At 63.1% G+C, this 16,361-nt stretch carries 16 protein-coding genes; 1 reads left to right on the forward strand and 15 read right to left on the reverse strand.

Features of this window, described 5'->3' with window-relative positions; all coding sequences use genetic code 11:
* Positions 1 to 403: 403 nt before the first annotated feature.
* The 11 genes from F8C90_RS08435 to F8C90_RS08480 form a co-directional block, all read right to left on the reverse strand.
* Positions 404 to 838 carry a PaaI family thioesterase gene (locus tag F8C90_RS08435; RefSeq protein WP_158050080.1) on the reverse strand — a complete coding sequence of 145 codons (435 nt, stop codon included), beginning with the start codon at positions 836 to 838 and terminating at the stop codon, positions 404 to 406.
* A 49-nt stretch (positions 839 to 887) separates the two neighbouring features.
* Positions 888 to 2,063 carry a lysylphosphatidylglycerol synthase transmembrane domain-containing protein gene (locus F8C90_RS08440; RefSeq protein WP_158050081.1) on the reverse strand — a complete coding sequence of 392 codons (1,176 nt, stop codon included), beginning with the start codon at positions 2,061 to 2,063 and terminating at the stop codon, positions 888 to 890.
* 21 nt (positions 2,064 to 2,084) lie between these two features.
* Positions 2,085 to 3,695: a bifunctional phosphoribosylaminoimidazolecarboxamide formyltransferase/IMP cyclohydrolase gene (gene purH, locus F8C90_RS08445; protein ID WP_158050082.1), complete on the reverse strand. Its 1,611-nt coding sequence runs from the start codon at positions 3,693 to 3,695 to the stop codon at positions 2,085 to 2,087.
* A gap of 91 nt (positions 3,696 to 3,786) precedes the next feature.
* Positions 3,787 to 4,776, reverse strand: coding sequence for an XdhC family protein (locus F8C90_RS08450; protein WP_158050083.1), 990 nt, complete (start codon positions 4,774 to 4,776; stop codon positions 3,787 to 3,789).
* 40 nt (positions 4,777 to 4,816) lie between these two features.
* Entirely contained in the window at positions 4,817 to 4,942 is a 126-nt protein-coding gene (locus tag F8C90_RS11310) for a hypothetical protein (protein ID WP_281350330.1), read from the reverse strand.
* The gene (gene purN, locus F8C90_RS08455; protein ID WP_158050084.1) at positions 4,942 to 5,556 is read right to left on the reverse strand and encodes a phosphoribosylglycinamide formyltransferase; all 615 of its coding nucleotides are present in this window, start codon (positions 5,554 to 5,556) and stop codon (positions 4,942 to 4,944) included. The genes F8C90_RS11310 and purN overlap by 1 nt, the downstream gene beginning before the upstream one ends.
* Before the next feature lie 199 nt (positions 5,557 to 5,755).
* Positions 5,756 to 7,201, reverse strand: coding sequence for a sodium-dependent transporter (locus F8C90_RS08460; RefSeq protein ID WP_158050085.1), 1,446 nt, complete (start codon positions 7,199 to 7,201; stop codon positions 5,756 to 5,758).
* 72 nt (positions 7,202 to 7,273) lie between these two features.
* Positions 7,274 to 7,531: a hypothetical protein gene (locus tag F8C90_RS08465; protein WP_158050086.1), complete on the reverse strand. Its 258-nt coding sequence runs from the start codon at positions 7,529 to 7,531 to the stop codon at positions 7,274 to 7,276.
* A gap of 156 nt (positions 7,532 to 7,687) precedes the next feature.
* Positions 7,688 to 8,767, reverse strand: a complete 1,080-nt coding sequence (gene purM / locus F8C90_RS08470) for a phosphoribosylformylglycinamidine cyclo-ligase (RefSeq protein WP_158050087.1) — start codon at positions 8,765 to 8,767, stop codon at positions 7,688 to 7,690.
* Between the two features lie 40 nt (positions 8,768 to 8,807).
* A complete protein-coding gene (gene purF / locus F8C90_RS08475; RefSeq protein ID WP_158050088.1) occupies positions 8,808 to 10,313 on the reverse strand; it encodes an amidophosphoribosyltransferase in 1,506 nt (501 codons plus the stop codon).
* The gene (locus F8C90_RS08480) at positions 10,310 to 11,287 is read right to left on the reverse strand and encodes a class B sortase (RefSeq protein WP_170264611.1); all 978 of its coding nucleotides are present in this window, start codon (positions 11,285 to 11,287) and stop codon (positions 10,310 to 10,312) included. The genes purF and F8C90_RS08480 overlap by 4 nt, the downstream gene beginning before the upstream one ends.
* Before the next feature lie 916 nt (positions 11,288 to 12,203).
* On the opposite strand from F8C90_RS08480, the gene F8C90_RS08485 reads away from it, so the two are divergent.
* The gene (locus F8C90_RS08485; protein WP_158050090.1) at positions 12,204 to 13,502 is read left to right on the forward strand and encodes an O-acetylhomoserine aminocarboxypropyltransferase/cysteine synthase family protein; all 1,299 of its coding nucleotides are present in this window, start codon (positions 12,204 to 12,206) and stop codon (positions 13,500 to 13,502) included.
* A 200-nt stretch (positions 13,503 to 13,702) separates the two neighbouring features.
* On the opposite strand, the gene queF is transcribed toward F8C90_RS08485, so the two are convergent.
* Genes queF through F8C90_RS08505 form a run of 4 tightly spaced genes read right to left on the reverse strand, consistent with a single transcriptional unit; the run spans position 13,703 to position 16,249 of the window.
* The gene (queF, locus tag F8C90_RS08490) at positions 13,703 to 14,242 is read right to left on the reverse strand and encodes a preQ(1) synthase (protein WP_281350331.1); all 540 of its coding nucleotides are present in this window, start codon (positions 14,240 to 14,242) and stop codon (positions 13,703 to 13,705) included.
* Position 14,243: 1 nt separating this feature from the next.
* The gene (gene queC, locus F8C90_RS08495) at positions 14,244 to 14,984 is read right to left on the reverse strand and encodes a 7-cyano-7-deazaguanine synthase QueC (protein WP_246155867.1); all 741 of its coding nucleotides are present in this window, start codon (positions 14,982 to 14,984) and stop codon (positions 14,244 to 14,246) included.
* Positions 14,985 to 14,988: 4 nt separating this feature from the next.
* Positions 14,989 to 15,837 (reverse strand): radical SAM protein, encoded by an 849-nt coding sequence (locus tag F8C90_RS08500; protein WP_211361074.1) that lies wholly within the window; start codon positions 15,835 to 15,837, stop codon positions 14,989 to 14,991.
* Positions 15,830 to 16,249, reverse strand: a complete 420-nt coding sequence (locus tag F8C90_RS08505; protein WP_158050091.1) for a 6-pyruvoyl trahydropterin synthase family protein — start codon at positions 16,247 to 16,249, stop codon at positions 15,830 to 15,832. Before F8C90_RS08505 ends, F8C90_RS08500 begins: the two co-directional genes overlap by 8 nt.
* Positions 16,250 to 16,361 lie beyond the last annotated feature (112 nt).

Here is a 16,361-nt window from a genome sequence, read left to right on the forward strand (position 1 = left end):
TCATGGACCGCAACCTCTACCTGTTCGACTACCGGACCGACCTCACCGACGAGCTCGCGGGAGCCGTCGGGATCGACCTGTCGCGCCAGGTGCTCACCCGCGGGCAGATCCGATCCATCATGGCGGACGTGAAGAAACCGAGGAGCTAGGGCGTACCACGCCGGAAAAAGTCACAAGAAAGAGGGCCGTTCTCCCAGCTCAGCGTAGGAGAACAGCCCTCTTTGGCTGCAAAAGTTAGGTATTGCCATAACGGCTTCGCTTGGCAAGCCCTTTTTTATGAGAAGAGAAAGCTCCTTCGCCGTGATGCCGGCGCGCCGCGGGCGAAGATGCAAGTTCTGCTCGCAGGCGCACCGCCCGCGAGCTTGTTTACCTAGGCAGGCGCACCGCCCGCGAGCTTATTGGCCTAGCGGGAAAGAGCCGGTGCGGTCGATAGATGCGGGTTGTCGATCGTCACGCGCTGCGGCACGACCACGCACAAGATGACGCCTTCCGATATGACGTCACCCCCATCGTCGCGCGCGCAGACGTTCCAGAACAGCTTGCGGTAGCCCTTAGAGCTCGTCTCCTCGCGATCGAACGCCGCCTCACCGTGCAACGTGCCGTCGACGCCGCTTTTGCGATGCGTGACATTCACGTTCACCCCGAAGGGCAGCTCGCGCGATAAATCGGTATGGAACTCGGCACCGAGACTCGCCGCCGCTTCGAGCAGCGTGAGCGTAGCGCCTCCATGCACAAAGCCATACGGCTGGCGGATGGCGTCGGTGATGGGAAGCTCCGCCCGCACGAACGTGGCGCTCGCCTCGGGAAAGGTGATACCCAGCAGCTTGTTGAAATCCACAGAAAGGCTCTCCTTAGACTCCTTGATAAGTTGCCCCGCTATGCGCTGGCTATCTCCCTCGCGAGGGGCGATCGGCGCCGCTGCGGCGCTTGCGGGGCTCCTCGCGCTCGGACACAGGAGGGATGGCACCGGTGCCCGCCTGCACCATCGCGTCGATTTCCTTCGCCATCTTGTCGGCGCCTTCCAGGCGGTTCTTCTCGGTGCCCTCCATGGCCTTCTTGCCCTCGCCCTGGAAGGTCTTCGTGCGCTGGATGAGGATGGCGCCGATCAAGAACGGCATCCAGAACACGATGCCGCGATACACCAGGCCGATTGCCGTGCCCGCTGCAGCCGTCTCGCCGAACATCGTGAACGCCACGACCACCGCGGCCTCCACGACGCCGACGCCCTGCGGCGTAATCGAAATCATGGCGAACAGCGTCGCCACCACGTAACCGCAGATGAGAACCTCAGGGCTCGTCACACCGAACGCCACGCCCACGAGCGCGAAGCAGCTCAGCTCGCACGTCGACGCGATAAGCGAGCACCCGTAGGCCTTGAGCGTGGGCTTCGGGCTGTGGCCGATCAAGCCCGCCGCCTCGGAAAACGTGGAGGCGATGTTCTCGACCCAGGGCTTTAGCGGCGGCTTCTTGAACACGCCGCGAACCCGATTCACCAGCCGCTCGATGGGGCGCAGGATCTTCAGCATGAGCGCCGGGCGCTTGCGACCCAGGACGAGCACGCCGATCATGCAGCCCACGAGCAACATCACAACCATGCCCAAAAGGAACCACACGGGGGAAAGGCCCACCGTGACCAGCAGGATTAAAAACGCCAGGATCATGATGGTGCAGAAGGCGCCGTCGATCGTGATCTGCATGAGCAGCGCCGCCGACGTCGCCTTACCAGGCGAGATTCCGCGGCGACGCGCGTCGTCGACCACGAGCGTGGTGCCCGCCAGGTTGAGCGACGGCGCAATCGTGTTCATGAAAAAGGTGCCGAACACAAGCGGCAGCGTGGCGCGCGGGGCCATATGCTCCCCCACCGCGCGGAAGCACGACGAATACGCAAAGCTCTGCGAGACGTACTTGCACAGCTGGGTGAGAATGGCAGCGACGAGCGGGATCGTCGAACCGCGCTGCATGGTCTCGACAAGCTCGGCCAGCTGGTCGCCCCGCAAGAACACCACCGCCAACACGATGATGAGCACGAGGCCGACCAGCAGATTTCTGATGCTGAACTTCACAGTTGAGGTTCGTCCCTGTCCCTAGTGGCGGAAGTGGCGATGCCCGGTGAAGACCATAGCGATGCCATGCTCATTGGCGGCCTGGATGCATTCCTCATCGCGGATCGAGCCGCCCGGCTGGATGATGGCGGTCACGCCCCACTCGGACAGCGTGTCCACATTGTCGCGGAAGGGGAAGAACGCGTCGGACGCGCACACCAAGCCCTCCGCGGGCACGCCCATGCGCTCGCACGCCTCATGGGCGCGCTTGCAAGCGATGAGCGCGGAATCGACACGGTTCGGCTGGCCGGGGCCCATGCCGATGCCCGCATGGTCGCGCGACACGAGGATGGCGTTGCTCTTCACACCCTTGCACACCTTCCACGCGAAGAGCAGCTCGTGCATCTCCTCGTCGGTCGGCTTGCGGTCGGTGGGCACCGTGAAGGTGGCAGGGTCCTCGGCGACACGGTCGACGTCCTGCACGAGGATGCCGCCGTCGACCGAGCGGAACTCGAGCGCGGAAGGCGCGTCGACGCCGCCGGTGGCGAGCACGCGCAGGTTCTTCTTCTTCTGCAGAAGCTCGAGCGCGTCAGGCGCGAACGAGGGCGCGATGAGCACCTCCACGAACAGATGGTTCTCGTTGATGCGATCGACCATGTCTTTCGTGACCTCGCGGTTTGCCGCGATGATTCCACCGTAAGCGCTCTTCGGATCGCAGGCAAAGGCCTTGTCGAAGGCCGCAACCACGCTTGTGGCAGTGGCCGACCCGCACGGGTTCTGGTGCTTCAAGATGACCACGGCGGGCTCGTCGAACTCGCGCACGAGCGACCAGCAGGCGTCGGTGTCGAGGATGTTGTTGTAGGAAAGCTCCTTGCCGTTGAGTTGCTCAGCGTTCACGAGGCTGTGCTCGCTCTCGAAGTCGGGCAGACGGTAGAAGGCGGCTTCCTGATGCGGGTTCTCGCCGTAGCGCAGCCCCTGCTGCTTGACCATGTACAGGTCGTAGTAGTCGGGGAACTCGCCTTCGCCCTCTGCTTCGAGGGAGTCGTCCTCCTCGGCGAGCTGCTCGAACATCCAGTCGGCGATGGCGCCATCATAGGAGCTCGTGGTCTCGAACACGTTCAGGGCCAGGCGAGCGCGGGTCGAGCGCTTCGTGGCGCCACCGTTCTCGCGCATCTCGGCGAGAATGTCGTCGTAGCTTTCGGGATCGGTGACCACGGCCACGCTCTCGAAGTTCTTCGCAGCGCTGCGCAGCATCGACGGGCCGCCGATGTCGATGTTCTCGATGCAGGTGCCGAAATCGGCGCCGGATTCCACCGTCTTCTCGAAGGCGTACAGGTTCACGACGACCATGTCGATCATCTGGATGCCGTGCTCGGCGGCTTCGGCCATGTGCTGGGGGTTGTCGCGCTTCGCCAGAAGCCCGCCGTGCACCATCGGGTGCAGGGTCTTCACACGACCGTCCATCATCTCGGGAAAATGAGTCACCTCGTCGATAGGGGTCACCGGGACGCCCGCCTCGGCGATGACCTTCGCGGTACCGCCCGTCGAGATGATTTCCGCGCCGAACTCGTCGTGCAGCGCACGCGCGAAGTCGACGACGCCCGTCTTGTCGGTCACCGACATGAGGACGCGTTTGATTTTGGGATCAGCCATGTATGTTCTCCTCTCAAGGGATTGGAACTTCTTTAAGGGTGCGCGGCCTCACGCCCAGCGCACACCTCGCGCAAAACAGGAGGACGAGTCGCTATCGACCAAGCGACTGCTCGTGCCTTTCGCGGGCCTCATCACTGTAGCGCTCCTTGTAGCGCACGTCGATGAGCTCGGCGACGATAGCGATCGCCAATTCGGCGGGCGTCTTCGCGCCGAACTTCAAACCGATGGGGCGCTTGATGGATTCCCACTGCTCTTCGGTGACGCCGCGCGAGGTCACAAGGTCGTGCACCGTGGTGTTCTTCCCCTTGCAGCCCATCATGCCCACGTAATGCACGTTGTGGCGAACCGCCCACACGCACGACTCGGGATCGAACATGTGCCCACGCGTGAGCACGCAGACGTAATCGGCGGGAACGGCATGGTACTCGTCAAGACCGTCGAAATTGTCGCCCGGAAGCTCGATGCGTGCGGCGTCGGGGAAACGCTCCTCGGAGATGTAGGCAGGGTCGTAGTCGACGACCGTCACCTTGAAGCCGACGTGGATCGCGAGCGCGGAAAGCTCGCTCGCGACGTCGGAGGCGCCCAGAAGCCACACGTGCACCTGGTCGAACAGCGCAACGGAGCGCCAGGTCAGGCCCTCGAACTGCTCGTTGTGCATCGAGGGGCCGCGCGTGACGTCTTTCATCTGGAACGTATCGCGCGGGCTCGGCGTGCGCGAGGACACGATTTCCTTCGCGTCGTTGCAGAAGAAGACGAGCGGCTCGCCGTCGGCGGAACCCTGGTCGCCGTACTTCTTGGTGACCTCATTGTCGGTGTTTCTCTGCGCCTCGGCGGCGTCGTAGATCACCTTGAAGCCGAGCCATGCCAGGTCTCCCTCGTCGACGGCGCGGATGGCGCGCTCGAACGTGGGGATATCGGCCTCAGTCAGGCTCTTCGCGATGACGTCGAGATAGTCGGGGGCAACGTGGCTGTTCCCCGCGAGTGCCTCAGCGGAAAAGCAGGGGAAGTCATCCGTCGAAAGCAGCGGGGTCTTGCCCGCCTTCAAGTCGTCGATGATGGATTGCAGCACGGCCTTGTTCATGGAGCTGTCCTTTCTTCAAACCGTTTTCCCGACGCCGCCGCTAAGGTGCCTTAAGCGTCGCGCCATCGACGCCGGTGTTGGGGCCGGCATCGCGTTCCCGACGCCGCCGCGAGGTGGCGCCGCACTTGACAACGCCGGCGCAGAGGGCCGGCGTCGTAGTTGCCATCAGTTGATGCGAACCTTGTTCGTGGAGGGATCGACGGCGACGCGTCCTTCGGCAATCAGCCCGATGACCTCGGGATAGAGCACGTGTTCCACGTCGTGGATCTTCGCCTCGAGCGTGTCGAGCGTATCGTTTTCGGCCACTGCAATCGCGCGCTGCGCAACGATAGGACCCTTATCGTAATCGGCGTTCGCGAAATGCACCGTGACGCCCGTCACCTTCACGCCTGAGTTAAACGCGTCGGCGATGGCGTGCGCGCCCTTAAACGACGGCAGGAGCGCCGGGTGCAGGTTGAGCACGCGATTGGGGAACGCGTCGAGCATGACGGAGGTCACCTTGCGCATGTAGCCCGCCATGACCACGTATTCCGCGCCCGCCCCCCGAAGTGCCTCGACGATCTGCGCATCGGCGGCGAGCACGTCGGCGTATTTCTCGCGGTTCATCACAAGCGTGGGGATTCCTGCCGCATGAGCACGCTCGATGCCGTACGCGTCGGGGCGCGACGACACGACGAGCGCGATATCGACGGGCAAACCCTCGGCGGCCGCATCGATAATCGCCTGCAAGTTCGTTCCGCTGCCTGAAAGCAGCACGCCAATCTTAAGTTTGTCGGTCACGTAACCGCCCTTTCCGCAAGATGAGCCGAGCCATCGAAAGAATGGCCCAGCGACACAGCAACAAACAGTATACGCAAAAGGCGCGCCGATTCCGCCGCAGAAGCGCAAGCGTCAACTGATTAGCATTGATGACGACAACGTGAGCGCAGTGCTATACCCCGGCAGGCATCTTCCTGCGAAATTCGCACGACCCCAAAAGCTACCTTGCAAGCCCCAGCCATGCCGCGATCTTCGGGGCGTACCCCAAAACGAAGATGACGAGGATCAGCGCGGGAATCCCGTACTTCAGCCACAGGCGCGCACACGCCGGGAAGCGCACGCCCTTGCCCGCGTTAGTCTCGGCGAGAAAGTTTTCCCAGCCCCAGCCCCTGCGCGTCGTGCAAAACAGCACGAAGAACAGCGCGCCTAAGGGAAGCAGGTTGTTCGACACGATGAAGTCTTCGATCGATTGGATGTCACCGACCGCCGGGACGGTCACGCCCGAAAGAACGTTGAACCCGAGCGCGCACGGCAGCGACAGCACAAGCACGAGAACGCCCGTGATCGCGGCAGCACGGCGACGGGTGATGCCCCACTTGTCGATCGACCAGCTGATGAGGTTCTCGAACACGGCAATCACCGTCGAAAGCGCGGCGAAGCTCATAAACACGAAGAACAGCGCGCCCCACACGTTGCCCAAAGGCATCTGCCCAAACACCACAGGCAGTGTCACGAACACAAGAGACGGCCCCTGATCAGGACTTACACCGTAGGCAAAGCATGCAGGAAAGGTGATAAGGCCCGCCAGGACGGCAACGACGGTGTTGAGCGCGGTCACCGAGATGGCCTCGCCGGCAAGACTGCGCTCGCGCCCAATATAGGACCCGAAGATCTCCATCGAGGCCATGCCGAGCGAAAGCGAGAAGAGCGCCTGCCCCATAGCGGCGAACACCGCGTCGCTGAACGTCGCCCACTGCTCCGCTGGCGTCACGCCCGCGAACAGGCGCGAGAAGTCGGGCACGAGGTAAAACGCGATCCCCTCCCCCGCGCCTGGCAGCGTCACCGCGCGCACGCACAGCACGAGCATAACCACGAACAGCGTCGCCATCATCCACTTAGTGATGCGCTCGACGCCCTTCTGCAGGCCCATGCCGCACACAACCGCACCGACCACGACCGCCACCACCATCCACGCGATAAGCCCCACAGGGTCGGCGAGCATGTCAGAGAACACGGCCGCTGTCATCTGCGCATCCGCCCCGTTGAACACGCCCGACGCCATCTTCGGCACATAGGAGAGCATCCAGCCGCACACGGTGGTGTAAAACATCATGAGCACCGTGCAACCGATATAGCCCCACCAGGAGAACCAGTGCCACGTGCCCGAAGGCTGCAGCCTGTCGAACGCTTGCGCCGCCGACTTCTGCGACGCGCGCCCGACCGCAAACTCCATCACCATGACAGGCAACCCTAAAATCACAAGGAACGCCAGGTAGATAAGGAAGAATGCCGCGCCGCCGTACTGCCCTGTGATGTAGGGGAAGCGCCACACGTTCCCCAGTCCGATCGCGCACCCGGCGCTGATGAGGATGAACCCCAAACGCGATGCGAAATGCTCGCGCGAGGGCGTTGCCGCGGATGCGGCGGGTGTGTTCTGCTCTGGCATAGTGATTATTTCCCTGTCTTTTCCGACGCGCCCCATGCGCGCCAGCCGCCTATTGTAGCGCAGGAACGGCGTCTAGCCCAAGCGCTTCGCGCGCGTCTCGGGCCCGACCGCGACAACGACGATCGCAGCGACGACCGCAATACCGACGATCGCGAAGTAGATGACGCTCGGCTGCAGGTTCGCGAGCAGCCATGTCACCGCGAACGGCATGGCCACGTTCACGAGCTTGCCAGCGCCCTGGGAGATTCCTGCGCCGAGGAGCGCACCGAGCGGCGCGGCGAGCATCGTGATCGTGGTGGAGAGCAGCGACGTCTGCGTGGCGAGGCCCACCTACACACTAGGCTTAACGAAAAGCATCACGGGTGAGATCTGGATAGATGGGAGCACGTGCTGCGAGCGCCGCTGTACGTGCCGAACGTGGGCACGTACAGCGCTTCAGCTCGCCCCGCAGCGGGCTTGCCTCCCATCAACAGGCAAGCAAGAGAGTTACCCTTCGTAGCCGTACAGGTTTCCCTCGCCCGTGTACTCCACTTCGCCCGCGCCGGCGACAATGCGCCCGACGCGATAGGTGGTCTCGCCCGCCTTCGCAAGCGCGGCCTCGACCTCGTCCACACGGTCGGGGTCGACGATCAAGATCATGCCGACACCCATGTTGAAGGTCTTGAGCGCCTGGCCCTCGGAGAGATCGGCTGCCTCACACACGTACTTCGCGATGGCGGGAACGGGCCACGTGCCTAGATCAACCTGGGCGTTCACCTGAGAATTCAGCGCGCGGTTGAGGTTCTCGGTGATACCGCCGCCCGTGATGTGCGCAAGCGCACGCACAGCCTTGGGGCACTCGGCGAGCACGGAGAGCACCTGCTTCACGTAGATGCGCGTCGGAGTGAGCAGCGCCTCGCCCACCGAATTGCCGTCGAGCGCGTCAACGGGGGCCAAAAGCTCCTCGGCGCTCTTCCCCTCCACGCACACCTTGCGCGCGAGCGAGTAGCCATTGGAGTGCAAGCCCGACGACGCAAGTCCGATGAGCACATCGCCCTCGCGCACGCTTTCGGGATCGAGCATCTTCGGGCGATCGACCACGCCCACCGTGAAGCCGGACAGGTCGTAATCGTCAGGGTCCATAACACCGGGGTGCTCAGCCATCTCGCCGCCGATGAGCGCGCAGCCCGCCTGGCGGCAGCCCTCGCCGATGCCCGCCACGACTTCCGCCACATGCTCGCGGCGCAGCTTGCCGATCGCGATGTAATCCAAGAAGAACAGCGGCTCGGCGCCGCAGGCGAGGATGTCGTTCACGCACATGGCGACAAGGTCGATGCCCACCGTGCCATGCTTGCCGACAAGCTGGGCCACCTTGAGCTTGGTGCCCACGCCATCGGTGCCCGACACGAGCAGCGGATCTTCCATCCCCTTCGCCGCCGCGATGGAGAACAGGCCGCCGAAGCCGCCGATGTCGCCCACGACCTCGGGGCGGTAGGTTGAATGCACGGTTTCCTTGATCGCGTCGACCGCTCGCGCGCCCTCGGCCGTGTCAACGCCCGCCGCCGCGTAGGTGATTTCCTCGCTCACTTTTCGCTCCTTCTCATAAAAGTTCCCATCCTGCAAGCAACTACAGGGTGACCTGGGTTTTCTCAGCTTTCTCACTCTCGCGCGCGTACTCTGCGGCGAAATCCGCCTTGGTCATGAAGCTCTTCTTGGCCGTGGAGGGCGGAATCTCCACGGGGTAGTCGCCCGAGAAGCACGCCTCGCAGAAGCTAGGTTCGCGCACGTCGGGAAGCGACTCGCGCAGGCCGGGCAGGCTGATGAACGCGAGCGAGTCGGCGCCCATCCACTCGCACATCTCCTCGTTGGTCATGTTCGCGGCGATGAGCTGGTCGCGCGTGTCGGTGTCGATGCCGTAGAAGCACGGCCAGAGCACCTCAGGGCTCACGATGCGCAGGTGGACCTCGGTGGCTCCCGCCTGGCGCAGCATCTCGATGAGCTTCTTGGAGGTGTTGCCGCGCACGATGGAGTCGTCGATCACGACAAGGCGCTTGCCCGAGATGACGCTCGGCAGCGGGTTCAGCTTCAGGCGAATGCCCAGCTGACGCATAGCCTGCGTCGGCTGGATGAACGTGCGACCCACGTAGCGATTCTTCACGATGCCGTCGGCGTAGGGGATGCCGCTTTCGAAGGCGAAGCCCATGGCCGAGGGGATTCCCGAGTCGGGCACGCCGAGCACCAGATCAGCGTCGGCCGGAGCCTCGCGCGCCAAGATGCGGCCCATGTTGCGCCTGGCCTGGTAGACCGACTGACCGTCCATCACCGAGTCAGGGCGGGCAAAGTACACGTACTCGAAGATGCAGCTCGCGCGGCGGCCGGCGGGCACGCCCTGCTCGGAGGTGACGCCGTCTTTGCTGAAACGCACGATCTCGCCCGGGTTCACGTCGCGCACGTATTCCGCGCCCACGATATCGAGTCCGCAGGTCTCGGAGGAAACGACCCAGCCGCGATCGTCGGGAAGCTTGCCCATGCACAGCGGGCGGATGCCGTTCGGGTCGCGGAAGGCGTAGAGGCAGTCGGGGCTTGCGAGCACCATGGCGTAGGCGCCCTTCAGGTGCTCCATGGCGAAGCGAATGCCCTCGCGCAGGTGATGAGTCTTCTTGGTAATGTCGCCGATCGCCTTCGCCGCCACCTCGGAGTCGGTTCCCGAGCGAAGCTGGATGCCGTCATCGATCAGGCGGGCGCGCAGGCTGTTCGTGTTCACGAGCGTGCCGTTGTGCGCGAGGGCTATGAGCGTCTCGTCGATTGCCGAGATATGGGGCTGGGCGGCCTCCCACGACGCCGCGGCGCCGGAAGTGGAGTAGCGGGCATGGCCGACTGCCACAAAGCCGGTGAGCGCAGCGAGGCTCGCTTCGTCAAACACCTGTGTGACCAGGCCCAAGTCCTTGGAAGCCATAATGGTCTCGCCATCCCCCACAGCGATTCCCGCGCTTTCCTGCCCGCGGTGCTGAAGCGCCTGCAGGCCGAAGCACGTCATACGCGCGACGTCCTCACCAGGAGCGAAGACGCCAAACACGGCACATTCCTCTTCGAGGCGGTCGGGGCGTTCGCCCGGCAGTATCGAAGTGCTCATGAAACGATCTCCTTTGCTGCATCGTCTATTGTCGCGGCCGCGTTGGGATCGACCATACTCGTCCCGCCGCTGCCGCCATTTGCGTTGTTCGCATTGTTCGCATTGTTCGTATTGTTCGCGGCCGAACCTTCAGGCACCGTACCAGAAGAATTGACGGCGGCATATTCAACCGGCACACAGCACAGCACGTAGCGCGCATCTGTGTTGCTATCGCAGGTGGAAAACATGAAGAAGCGGGAAATGGCCGACGCATCGGGCGCCGCCGGGTCGCACTCGACAATGCTGCGGCTAATCTTGTCGGCAACGTAAGAAGTGAAGGCGGCATCGCTTTCGAACTTCGTCTGCACGATGGACTCCGACCCGCTGCAGTGGACAAGCGACACCGACTGCAGGCGCCACGAGCCCTTCGGGGTGAGCAGGTACACCGTGCGATGCTCGTTGAACTGCTCGGCGTCGGCAAAATCGGCGATCGCGGCAAACATTTCCCCATTCTGCAGGTGATGGCCCTGCACGATGTTGTTCTTGTCCGAGAAGTCGGCGGCATTCGACGACAGCAGATACGGCGTGCCGTAGGTAGGCAGCCACCATCCGCCCGAATTGCCCTGGAAATCGATGGTGAGGTACTTGTCGGGATTCGACTCGGGCGCGTGGACGATGGGGTAATTCACGTTCGTGCCCGGGATGAAGATCCACCCGACCGTGTCGGGGTTGATCGCGAGAAGGGCATCCCAATCGACGGTGAGGTCGGCAAGCGATGCGCTGGACGCGTCGGAGAGCGCAGAGTCAGAGAGAAACGCCTTGTCGGCCACGTCGTCGTAGGATTTCTGGCCCTCGTGATAAGTGAGCAGGATGCTTCCCAAGGCGAACGCAGCCGCAAGGAACACCACGATGGCCACGACGAGGATCGCGGTCCAAAGACCGAAGCGCCGCTTCCGCGCAGGGGCAACCGCGCGCGCAGGAGCGGTCGCACGCATATGCGCGCCCCCGTTGAACTGCGCTTCCCCTCGCCCTCGACGATTCGTGGACATACTCGCCTTCCCGTGGATTCCCCACTGCGGAGCCCGCGCCCCGCAATCCGTGCTTTCGCTGAAACCTCACTATAATAAGCGACGCCCCCGAGCGGGGGCGCCACAGGTGCTCGCATACGCAAATTTCATCGGCAAGCGCGCCCCAGGAAGAAGGAGCGCCTCGGTCGCCGCGCGCCGAACGGGTTCGGGGCAACGCGGTGCGGCCGACGGCCAGCCCGCCTCACAGGCGCGATGCGACCGACAATCGGCGGCTCACTCATCTCCCCTGCGCGCAGGCGCAATTGCGGCTTGCGGCTCGAACGCCAATGCCGTCGATGCCCTGCCAGACCGCTCGCCAACGCGATGCGGCTACTTCTTCTTGAGCTCGTCGATGAAGCCCTTCGCGATGAACGCGACGATGATGATGACAATGACGGCAACGATGCCGGCGATAATCCCCGGATTGTCGGGAATGAAGCTCAAATTCATGATGGCCCCTCTTTCAAACGCGACGCGAATGCGTCTGTCGGTCAAGCTCAATCTAAACGGTATCCATAGTAACGCCATCCTTTCCTTCACGCAAGCTCCACAATTGGCGAAACGAGTTCTGTAAACAATAATTTACGCAGGTGAAAGCGTTGTTTAACAGTTTGATACCAATCCCAAAGATGAGAAAGCCAGTTTTTCGGCAATCAGCCGCGGATTCGCCTTCCCCGCCGCTTATCGATGCAATAGATAAACGGTTATCGACGTTTTAGCAGGTCAGTAGAAAATATTTCGATTTTCCCCGAAAGCCTATTGACCAAGTGGGCGTTACCACGTATAACTACCACCGCTATATGAATTAGCGAATTCAATCGCAATCGTTTTAGGAGATAACGACATGTCTGAAAAAGAGAACGCTTACTCGTTCGAGACCCTGCAGATTCACGCCGGACAGGAAAACCCCGACCCTGCGACCGATGCACGCGCCGTGCCGATCTACCTGACGTCCTCCTTCGTGTTCAAAGACGCCGCGACCGCAGCCGGGCGCTTCGGACTCACTGAGCCGGGCAACATCTATTCCCGCCTGACCAACCCCACCGTTTCCGTTTTCGAGGAGCGCATCGCCGCACTCGAGGGCGGCGTCGGAGCGCTTGGTGTCGCCACCGGCTCGGCCGCCATCACCATCGCGGTGCAGAACATCGCCACGGTTGGCGACCATATCGTCTCCTCCACCAACCTTTACGGAGGCACGCTCAATCTGTTCGAGCACACCCTTTCCGAACAGGGACTTTCCACCACGTTCGTGAACCCTGCCGACCTCGACGCCGTCGAAGCCGCCATCCAGGACAACACCAAGCTCCTCTACGCGGAGACGCTCGGCAACCCGAATTCCGACGTACTCGACATCGAGGGCTGGGCCGCCATCGCGCACAAGCACAATCTTCCGCTCGTCGTGGACGACACCTTCTCGACGCCCTACCTGCTGCGCCCGATTGAGCACGGCGCCGACGTGGTGGTCGCGTCCGCCACGAAATTCATCGGCGGACATGGCACGGCGATGGGCGGCGTGATCATCGATGCGGGCAAGTTCGATTGGGCTGGCAACGCCGACAAGTTCCCCGGCGTCGCGAAGCCGAACCCGAGCTACCACGGCGTCGTGTTCACCGAAGCCGCAGGCGAGGCCGCCTATATCACCAAGGCGCGCGCCACGCTCCTGCGCGACCAGGGCGCAACGCTGTCCCCTTTCAACGCGTTTATCCTGCTCCAGGGACTGGAAACGCTCTCTCTGCGCGTCGAGCGCCACGTCGAGAACGCGCTTAAGGTCGTCGACTTCCTGAACAGCCACCCGCAGGTCGAGCGCGTGAACCACCCATCGCTTTCGACCGGCCGCGCGAAGGAGCTCTACAACGAGTACTATCCCAACGGAGCTGCTTCCATCTTCACGTTCGAGATCAAGGGCACGGCCGAGACCGCTTGCAAGTTCACCGAGAGCCTGAAGCTGTTCAGCCTGCTCGCGAACGTGGCGGACGTGAAAAGCCTTGTCATCCATCCGGCGTCGACCACGCACTCGCAGCTGACCGACAAGGAGCTTGAGGCCGCGGGCATCTCCCCCACGACGATTCGCCTGTCTATCGGCACCGAAAACATCAAGGACATCTTGGCCGACCTTGAGCAGGGCTTTGACGCGGTGAAGTAGTCGCACGACAGTTTGGACCCTAATAAACGAGGGGCCGCCTGCGGTTTTGAACTACAGGCGGCCCCTCGTGTTCGTGTTGCACAGAGGGCGAAGCGACGTCGCGGGGCGCGGGCACGGCAGCAAGGCAGCCCGCAGATCGAGTCACGAGTCGCCGCAGGCCGTGCGCATCGCCCGCTCGTGCCCCCTACCCGCGCGCCCCTTTAGCGGTTGTCCACCTTCTCGGGGTAAAGGTCGTGATGAGACAAGCGCTCCCAGGCCACGTCCTCCCAGCGCGTGCCCGGCTTCCCGTAGTTGCAATACGGGTCGATAGAGATGCCCCCGCGCGGCAGGAACTTGCCCCAGACCTCGATATACTTCGGATCCATCAGCTTGATGAGGTCCTTCATGATGACGTTCACGCAGTCCTCATGAAAGTCCCCGTGGTTGCGGAAGCTGAACAGGTACAGCTTCAGGCTCTTGCTCTCAACCATGCGCTCACCCGGCACATAAGCGATGTAGATCGTGGCGAAGTCGGGCTGCCCGGTGATCGGGCACAGGCTGGTGAACTCGGGGCAGTTGAACTTCACGAAGTAGTCATTGCCCGGGTGCTTGTTCTCGAAGGTCTCGAGGACGCTCGGGTCGTAAGTCTGCGGGTAGCGCACTCCCTGGTTGCCCAAAAGCGACAGGTCGTCGGTCCCCTCGCGCTGCGGTTTCTCGTTCGCCGCGTTCGTCGCGTCCATCGCGCCCGTCATGTTCGCCATGCTATTCCTCCCCTTCCGCGTTTGCTGCCGCCCACTCAGCGTCGAGCCTGTCGAGCAGCGGGTCGCGCATCCCGTTCGCCTCGAACGCGCGGTTGCGGTCGATGCACGTCCCGCACGCACCGCAAGGGTAGTCGCCACCCTCGTAGCAGCTCCAAGTGAGCTCGTAGGGAACGCCCAGCTCAATGCCGCGCGCGACGATATCAGCCTTCGACATTTCCACAAACGGCGCGCAAAGATGCAGCTCGCCGCCCGTTCCTTCCACAATCGCGCGGTTCATCGCGTCGACGAACTCACGCGAGCAATCGGGATAGGCGTTGCCCGCCCAGTCGTCGTGGTGCGCACCGTAGTAGATCGCGCCGCACCCGAGCGAGAGCGCCATCGAAGCCGCCGCCGAGAGGAAGAGCCCGTTGCGGAAGGGGACGTAGGTGCTCACCGGCTTGCCATCGCTTTCGGCGAGCTGGTCGGCATAGCTTTCCTCGGGGATGTCTTGCGAGGAATGCGAGAGCAGGCTGCAATCGCTGTCGGCGAAGATGGCCCCCAAGTCCAAGAAGCGCTGCTCCACACCGTAATGCGCGGCAACCGCCTTCGCGCTCTCTATTTCCTTGTTATGGCGCTGACCATAGGAAATGGAAAGCGCGTACACATTCTTGGCGCCGTAACGCGAAACCGCCATGGCGAGCAGCGTGGTCGAGTCCACGCCGCCCGAGCACAAAACGAGCGCCTTCTCTTCGATAGTGGCCACGAGGCTACACTCCCTTCTCGACACCCGGCCAGATAATCTTGTGCAGCTGCAGCTGCGCGGTGGCCCAGGTGAGGTTGTTGTCTTGCATGAAATCTACGATGCGCGCAGGGTCGAGGCGTCCGAACACGGGGCTCAAATACACCGGCACGCGATTGGGAAGACCCAGCTCGCGCGACACTTCCAGCATGCGGACCAGGTCGCCTTCCCCGCCGCAGACGAACTTCACGGTGTCGCGCGCGTCAAGGAGCGCAAAGTTCTCGCACAGCATGCGATCCTCCATGCCGCTTGCGGGGAGCTTCCAATCGACCGTGAACGTGAGGCTGCCGGGAAGCGACGCGCACTCCTCGCGCAAGCTTGCGAGTTCGCACAGGTCAGCGGCACCATTCGTCTCGATTTCCACCCGAAGCCCGCGCCCGAGGGGGCCGGGCTCGGCAAGCAGCGCGCGCACGAGGCGGGGAAGCTCAGGCTGCAGCGCAGGCTCGCCGCCCGTGAGGGTGATGCACTCCACTCGCGTCTCGCGCGCCCACGCGACGAGGTCCGCGACCGATACGCGCTCGGCGTGATCCGCGGCAGCGGGCGCGTTTGCCCACATGGTGTCGCAGTACGAACACGCCAGGTTGCACCCCGTGAAGCGGATGAAGGCGGCGAGTTTGCCCGCGGCGCGCCCTTCCCCATTCACGCTGACGAAGCGCTCGGCAACGGGAAGCGTGCAATCCGCGCTCGCTTCGAGGGACGCGAGCGCAGCCGACCCATGTGCTGCATCGCGCCCCGACACGCCCGCAGTCTGCGAGCCCGCGTTCACCTCGCCTGCTGCCTGCGTCTGCGAGCCCACAATATCCCGATCGCTAGCCACGGTAGATCGCGCAGTTGTTGGGGGTCTCGTACACGTCGACCTGCGACACGGGGAATCCCGCGTCCGCCAGTTTCCCGTAAAAATAGCGGGCGAAGTTTTCCGCCGTCGTGCGGAAGGGAACCATCGAGAGCGAGAATCCCTCGCGCTCGAGGCACGCGAGCGTATCGGGAGCAAGCGAGCCCTCTTCCACCACGAACGAGTGGTCGAAGGCTTCGGTCAGGTCGCGCAGAGCGCCCTTGAAATCAGCGAAGTCGATCACCATGTCCTTGTGCGTGCCCTGCGTCTGGAGCTCCTCCTGCTCCAAATAGGCAACCACACGCCAGCGGTGGCCGTGGAGATTCTCGCATTTGCCGTGATAGTCGGTGAGGAAATGAGCAGCATCGAAGCTGCTCTCGGTTTTAAGCCCGTACATCGGCGTCCCTTTCACATAAGTGAAAACCTCCGCGGGGAAACCTAGGTGTAGGAACGGCGAGCAACAGCCAAGCGGAACGCTGTGCGCCGCGAGCTGCGCATGCGACCCGCAG

The sequence above is a fragment of the Ellagibacter isourolithinifaciens genome (assembly GCF_008831035.1).
Lineage (GTDB): Bacteria > Actinomycetota > Coriobacteriia > Coriobacteriales > Eggerthellaceae > Ellagibacter > Ellagibacter isourolithinifaciens.